This is a genomic window from Piscirickettsia salmonis LF-89 = ATCC VR-1361 (assembly GCF_000297215.2).
In the GTDB taxonomy this organism is placed as follows: Bacteria; Pseudomonadota; Gammaproteobacteria; order Piscirickettsiales; family Piscirickettsiaceae; genus Piscirickettsia; species Piscirickettsia salmonis.
On the sequence record NZ_AMFF02000013.1, the window covers coordinates 15,721 to 22,728 of the forward strand.

6 protein-coding genes are annotated in these 7,008 nt (G+C 36.9%); 1 reads left to right on the top strand and 5 read right to left on the bottom strand.

Annotation, left to right across the window (positions count from 1 at the left end):
• The first annotated feature begins 221 nt into the window (after window positions 1–221).
• Entirely contained in the window at window positions 222–3,587 is a 3,366-nt protein-coding gene (locus tag C200_RS14135; protein WP_080728317.1) for an acyl-[ACP]--phospholipid O-acyltransferase, read from the top strand.
• A gap of 66 nt (window positions 3,588–3,653) precedes the next feature.
• Here the strand turns inward: C200_RS14135 and C200_RS01130 are convergent, their stop codons facing one another.
• From C200_RS01130 to C200_RS15300, 5 genes are all read right to left on the bottom strand, one after another.
• Complete coding sequence (locus tag C200_RS01130; RefSeq protein WP_016211391.1) at window positions 3,654–4,229, bottom strand: hypothetical protein; 576 nt, start codon at window positions 4,227–4,229, stop codon at window positions 3,654–3,656.
• 11 nt (window positions 4,230–4,240) lie between these two features.
• A complete protein-coding gene (locus C200_RS01135) occupies window positions 4,241–5,797 on the bottom strand; it encodes an alpha/beta hydrolase family protein (protein ID WP_016211393.1) in 1,557 nt (518 codons plus the stop codon).
• 19 nt (window positions 5,798–5,816) lie between these two features.
• Entirely contained in the window at window positions 5,817–6,248 is a 432-nt protein-coding gene (locus C200_RS01140; RefSeq protein ID WP_036779999.1) for a hypothetical protein, read from the bottom strand.
• Window positions 6,164–6,499, bottom strand: coding sequence for a hypothetical protein (locus C200_RS01145; RefSeq protein WP_016211395.1), 336 nt, complete (start codon window positions 6,497–6,499; stop codon window positions 6,164–6,166). The genes C200_RS01140 and C200_RS01145 overlap by 85 nt, the downstream gene beginning before the upstream one ends.
• Window positions 6,500–6,563: 64 nt before the next feature.
• Window positions 6,564–7,008, bottom strand: a 445-nt coding sequence (locus C200_RS15300) for a hypothetical protein (protein WP_033923640.1), incomplete at its 5' end; no start/stop codon positions are given.

The following is a 7,008-nucleotide window of genomic DNA, read 5'->3' on the forward strand; positions in this document are numbered from 1 at the left end:
TGTTTTTTTAGAGTATTTGATGGCGGCTTAGTATAGAGTAGTGTTGCACTTCAGATGACGGAGGGCGAGTTAATATCATTAAATTAACTATGGGATTTAACACCACGGCAAAAAGCCAGCAAATAAGGAGAGCAGACAATGAGCCAAAATAAAAAACGTGCAATGCTTGGCTATTTTTTTATCCTATTTTTTAATACATTTGTTGATCTAGGTCACAAAATATTTTTTACACAACTGAATCACCCCATAATTTTACCATTTACTCCTCCATATTAAGTGCTTTAATTTTACTGCCTTATTTAATGATGTTTACTCCAGCAGGCTTTATTGCAGATAAATTCTCCAAAGCAAAAGTATTACGCTTTACTGCCTGGGCTGCTATTCCTCTGACTCTTTTAATTACCCTTTTTTATTATCAGGGACAGTTTTGGGCTGCATTTTCCATGACCCTATTATTAGGGATTCAATCTGCAATTAACTCACCCGCCAAATATGGCTATGTTAAAGAGTTTTTTGGTAAAGAAAAAATTGCTAAGGCCAACGGCTACGCACAAGCAATTACTATGGTTGCAGTGCTTGCTTCTTCTTTAGTATTTACTCTACTATTCCAGCAATTTATTAAAGGGTATATAACGCTTAATCAACCCAATCAAATAGTCCATGCAATTGCTCCACTTGGGTTTATTTTAGTAGCAACCAGTTTATTTGAAGCAATTTGCACTCATTTTCTAGTCACTTACCCTGCTTCAGCCCCTGATTCTTTTTTAAGTGCTAAGAGTTATCTTAAAGGTAATTATCTTATTAAAAATATAAAGTCAGTGACTAAAAATAAAACAATTTTTAGCTCAATTATTGGCCTATCACTATTTTGGGGAGCAAGCCAAGTCACTATTGCTGTCTATGGAGCTTACCTTAAAACCTACCATTACAGCGCCTTATTTGTTCAAATCGCTATGGCCGTTGCGATACTCGGTATTATCTTAGGGTCATATAATGCGGGACGCGTTTCAAAAAACTACATTGAAACAGGTATTATTCCTATTTCTACCTTTGCTCTCTCAGCCATCTTAATTATTATGGTGCATATTTCTAGTCCTAGCGTTATCCTTATCACCTTCCTTGCCTACGGCTTTTTTAGTGGCATGCTCGTTGTACCTTTAAACGCCTTGATTCAATTTAATGCCAAAGATTCTAAGCTCGGTAAAATTCTCGCCGCAAATAATTTCATGCAAAATATTTTTATGCTGAGTTTTCTCATCGTGACTGCAACGGTCACATTGATGAATGTTAATGCAATAGCGGTCTTTGAAAGCCTTGGAATCATCGCATTTATTGCATCTATTTTAGCCTTAAGAGCACTCCCTCAAACCGTTATCCGCTATGTTCTTTTCGCATTGTTTTCTAAATTTTATCAAATCAAAGTACAAGGTTTAAAAAATTTACCTTCAACAGGTGGCGTACTTTTATTAGGCAACCATATTAGCTACATTGACTGGGCAATCCTTGCCATTGCATCACCTCGGCCAATTCGCTTTGTTATGGATAAAACTATTTATCATACCTGGTATTTAAATTGGCTATTTAAAGCCATGAAATTAATTCCAATCTCATCTGCTTCAAACAAAGCTGCCATTCAAGAAATTCACACAGCACTTGAAAATGGCGAAGTCATTGCTCTGTTTCCAGAAGGTCACCTAAGCCGCAATGGCCAACTCGGCAAATTTTTTACTGGATTTGAACGAATACTAGAAGGTTCCAGCGCCGTTATTATCCCATTTTACCTACATGGCTTATGGGGCAGTTCAGGCTCACTATCAACAAAGCACTACCGTAAAGTCTCGAAAAAAGGGATAATCCGTCCGATTTACTGCTATTTTGGTCAACACTTACCAGCGTGCACCACAGCATCAATACTCAAGCAAAAAGTCACTGAGCTTTCAACAACAGCATGGTCAGATTCATCCAAGCACTTTAATACCCTCCCTGAAGCCTGCCTATCGCGCTTAAAAAAACTGGGTAAAAAAACGATGATTACCGATGAACAACAGCAAATCAGCCTGTCTGGCTATAAAACAATCAGTGCAATAATTGCCATGAAAGCGGCTTTAAAAAAACCACTGCAACAAAGTAACAGTCATGTTGTTGGCTTATTGCTCCCACCCGGTATCGGCGGCATACTGGCGAACCTTGCCAGCTTGGCTTTAGACAAAACAGTTGTCAACCTCAATTACACTGCCGAGAAAAATGCACTCATTCATGCAGTACAAACAACAAATATGAAGAAAATTATCACCTCTAAAGTCTTTCTAAAAAAATTAACTAAAAAAGGATTTGATTTAGATTACTTGCAAAAATATATTCAATTTATTTTTCTTGAAGAGATCAAGCAAACTATCACTAAATTTACAACGGTTAAATATTACTTACTTGCTAAGTTCATGCCTTTGACTCTATTAAAATACTTATTTTTTAAAAGCAAAAAAACAGCCGAGGATCCTGCATTTATTTTATTTAGCAGTGGCAGTGAAGGCATGCCTAAAGGTATCCAACTTTCACACCACAATATTATGGCAAATTCCAGTCAGTCATCCTGTGTACTCAATTTAACAGCACAGGATACTGTGCTCAGCTGCTTGCCTTTATTTCATGCCTTTGGCTTAACCGTAACTACATTCATGCCCATCATTGAAGGCACTCCCATGGTATGTTATCCAGATCCAACTGATGCATTAAAAATTGGTAAAACGATTGCTAAACATAAAATAACGATTTTATGTGGGACAACAACATTTTTTAATCTCTACTCACGGCATCCAAAACTCCATCCTGCAATGTTTAAATCTCTAAAGATTATCATTTCAGGCGCTGAGCGCATGACCAATAATGTCCGAGATGCATTTTTAAAGAAATTTAATAAGAATATTCTCGAAGGTTACGGAGCAACAGAGCTTTCCCCAGTAGCAACCCTCAATCTAGAAAACATTCTGGTGACAGGCGACTGGTATGTCCAACCCGGTGAAAAAACAGGCAGTGTTGGCCTGCCTCTCCCTGGAACAGCGATCAATATCGTTGACCCAGAAAATTATCACATCTTACCAATGAATCAAGAGGGCTTAATTTTAATTACAGGACCTCAACTGATGACAGGTTATTTAAATAATAAAGTTAAAAATGATGAAAGTTTTATTACTATAGATAATAAACGTTGGTATAAAACCGGAGATAAAGGTCTAATTGACAAAGACGGCTTTCTTACCGTCAAGGGGAGATACTCACGTTTTGCTAAAGTTGCCGGTGAAATGGTCAGTTTACAAGCAATTGAAGATGCTATCGAACCATTTATCACTGACAATGACCACTGTGTTGCTGTTGCTATCGAAGATATTAAAAAGGGTGAGCGCATCATTAGCCTAATCAATAATCCCCTCACAGCAGATACTTTGAAACAAACCATGCGGGAGCAACAGGTTAACTCTTTACTTATTCCAAGTGAAGTCATTTACATAAAAGATATCCCTATATTAGGCTCTGGCAAGGTCAATTATGCTCAAGCTAAAACAATAGCACTGCAGGCAGTCAATCAATAAAGGGCCCCTTAGCCCTTTACTTAATTAAGTAATTTTAACGCTTAAATCATCAAAAGTATTTAATTTCTATATTAATATTTCTACACCCCAAGGCAATACTGTTTTAATACTAGCAGAGCTTGCACTAATCAGGTGCTGCTCTTTCGCATTCGCTACAATTGATAAGGTTGAAAAATAATTAGCTGGCGATGGTATATCTTCTTCTGGAACTTTTGCCACAAAAACACCAAGCTTCCCTCTTTCTTTGACTTCCAAATTTCCTTCTAGCGTTTCTTTATCAGTATTCAACGATGAATAAAAAATCTTAGCATTCGGATCATAATCATAAGTAGCAAATTCAACAAGTACATCACTGTTAAAATTATTTTTCTGAATATATTCAGCTAATTTTTGTTGGTTACTCACTGATAAACGAAAATCAATAGTAATCGGCTTTACCTTTGCCGTCTCCGACCAAAACAAATCACTAATCACACCGACGTGTGCAGATTTCTCTCCCTCAATAGAAGTGCTAGTATTCATATCTGCTGTTAATTCTAGCTCACCAATACGCAAATAATTAATATAACCAAAACATTGATGAATATTAAGATTAATGTTAAACCCCTGACTCACATTGCACTCTTTATAAAAATCTGACATGGCTTTTATCCTTAAAATGTTTTATAGTTCACTTGGTTATAAGGATACACAGGCATTGTAGGCCCTCCTGTTTGTTTAGCATAACCTTGCTCATAAGCGATTACATTACTCTGAGTGGCCTGACCAATCGTCTGTTTTCTTTCTGTAGTATGAAGCTGAATATGAGACTTTTTACCAAGCTCTATCAACGTTTTCATTGCATCATAGCGAATAGGTGTATCTGCAAGATCAGTATTTTTCTTGATGGATGATAACATATTGACCATAGAGTGCTCAGCAGTTCCTCCATAAATTGCTGCCAAAGTAGCGTGCTCCAGCTTAACAGTAGAGAACACCATAGAACTAACTGGAGATACCGCTTTAGTTACAACACTTTCAATAAGCTTTGCCCAATCAATAGATTGATCACTGCAACCAGCAAGCTTATTACACATCAATTTTGTTTTCGCAGAATAAACCGCTGGAGATTGATACTTCTCAATATGTTTTCTAGCAGAGAAGTAACTTGCTAAAATCAAGTGTTCTGTCTCCCAATATGCGGAAACTCCTCCCACTTTATCAATATCATAATTAATTATATTACCCGCAGGAAAACCAGAACAGTGAACCAAATCATACTTCGCCGAGAAATTATAAATATGGGGATAACAGTTACTTATCTTCTTAAAACACTCTCCACCTTGCTCATTATTAAATAAATTATCCCATAAAAATACCATTGTCTCCTGTCCCATCCGTAATGCATCTTGACGATTTTTATACATCATTTGGTGCTGAATAAGCTTTTGAAAGTTTTCATAACTGTAAATATCAGAACTCTTCGAAGCACTTCCATACTCACGCTTATAATGCTTAATAACTTTCTCAGCATGTTTTAATTTACTTTTAGAAAACTCAGAAGCGATAATTTCTTGAATTTCTGCAACCACCTTTGGATCAGTATAAGTTTTCTCAGCAGCTTTATCAGCATTATAAAATTGCATATACTGCTTAGCTTCTTTGATTTCTTGCTGACTATAGATTCGTCCTTGTTTATAGTGCCCATAATAATCAGCGTTTTTCCCCACTAACATTTGCATTCCAGGTGGATTAAAAGTTACAGTTCTAAAGGCAGTAGGTTCAGCTAACTGAAATTTCATTGGCTGATCAACAGTTAACATGGATATCCACTGTGCCAAACCACCACCCAAAGAATGACCTGTGATATAAATATTTTTACGGTCGATATTCCTGTCTTTTGCATATACAAGCACCTGAAATAAGAAATTAATTGCATCTTGGCCTTGTGCTAAAAAATTACCTGAAGCCAGATCACCATCTACATAAAAATCTGGAGTATTACTAGTGCCACGATAAGCAACCACAAGTTGATTTGGAATATTAGAATTATCTTCATATTTTCCATAAAGAGCAGCAAAAAAGCCATTAACTCGGGGGGCTCTCATAGAACCTTCAAAAGGAGCTACTTTCCATTCATAAAATAATCGCTTATATGGCTTTGGTGGCTGATTTAAATAGACATCATTTGCTATCCATGCTAATTCATATAGCGTCACTGTATTTTCCATGTTTTCTCTCCTAGTTAAGTTATGATACTTTATTTGTGTATGGAATAAATGAATTTAATAAAGCTTTCGGTAAACGAAACTGATAAAAATCATTTGGAGTAGGTACATAAGCAACTGACTGAGCACTATAATCAATGTTCCCTTTTTTCTCTAACCAAAGAGAAAAACTTATGGGAGTACGAGGGTATGAAGTACAACCTGTATCAAGCATAATTTGATCAAAAATGGGGGATTTTGTTCTATCAAACCCGGTATATCGGATTGCTGCATAACGCTCCGGCCCAATTCTCTCACCATACTTTATTAATAAGTCAGATGCAAAAAAAGCTTTTAGCCCAGTTTCTCCTGTTCTTACACTACTCGCTTTCAATTCATCCCTTGGCCACCAAATATCCAAACCTTTATCAACATAAAGCTCTGCCGAACATTTATACACATCAAAAGCAACCATCCCCCCCCTTCGGGATAATGCTTTTTGTATAAAATTAACTTAATCGCTTCAAGCCCTTTAGACAGCTCTACCGCTTTACCTGCATCTAAACCATACTCATGGGCATATTGATTACTATAGGCCATCACAGAATAGGGCAGCTTTGTTGCTTTAAACTCAGCTGCGGTTAATGCACTAACTTCTGTTGCACTGGTTACAGTCAATAATATTCCCAAAGTAGCTAATATTGGTTTCAATCTTTTTTTAAGCATATTTATCCCTTATCAATTAATATTCCCATACAAATTTAATGACTCACTATTTTATCTAGCTCATTTAAAGGGCTGGTATTCTCATTTTGCTTGATTTGATCTCGTAAGCGTCGCTACCTCGGTAGGTATTTTGCACATCCAATGATGCAAAATCGCCGAGCACTCCATGGCTCGCAGCGATAGACATTGTTTTATCTTCTCTTTCTCGCCTTTCTTGTGCTGCTAAAACGTTATCATCTACTTGTTCTATAAAGGTTGAGATAGAGATATCACACACCTCGCCTGCTCGTTGCCAAACCATTGCGTTACTTTGACGTGCTGACTCAATTTCTGCTTCATAAGGCATTAACACAGCTTTAAGGCAAGCTAAGCCAGAGAGTTCTTCTTCAAAGTACTCGAAAGGGTTAAATGATGCCAATTGCTGCTCTAAATAACGACTAAGCAACAGAGCTTTATCGTAAGCGTCGCTACCTCGGTAGGTATTTTGCACATCCAATGATGCAAAATCG

Coding starts and splice junctions, on each gene's coding strand:
- C200_RS01130 (WP_016211391.1), bottom strand. CDS start 4,229: ATGTCAGATTTTTATAAAGAGTGCAATGTGAGTCAGGGGTTTAACATT.
- C200_RS01135 (WP_016211393.1), bottom strand. CDS start 5,797: ATGGAAAATACAGTGACGCTATATGAATTAGCATGGATAGCAAATGAT.
- C200_RS01140 (WP_036779999.1), bottom strand. CDS start 6,248: ATGGTTGCTTTTGATGTGTATAAATGTTCGGCAGAGCTTTATGTTGAT.
- C200_RS01145 (WP_016211395.1), bottom strand. CDS start 6,499: ATGCTTAAAAAAAGATTGAAACCAATATTAGCTACTTTGGGAATATTA.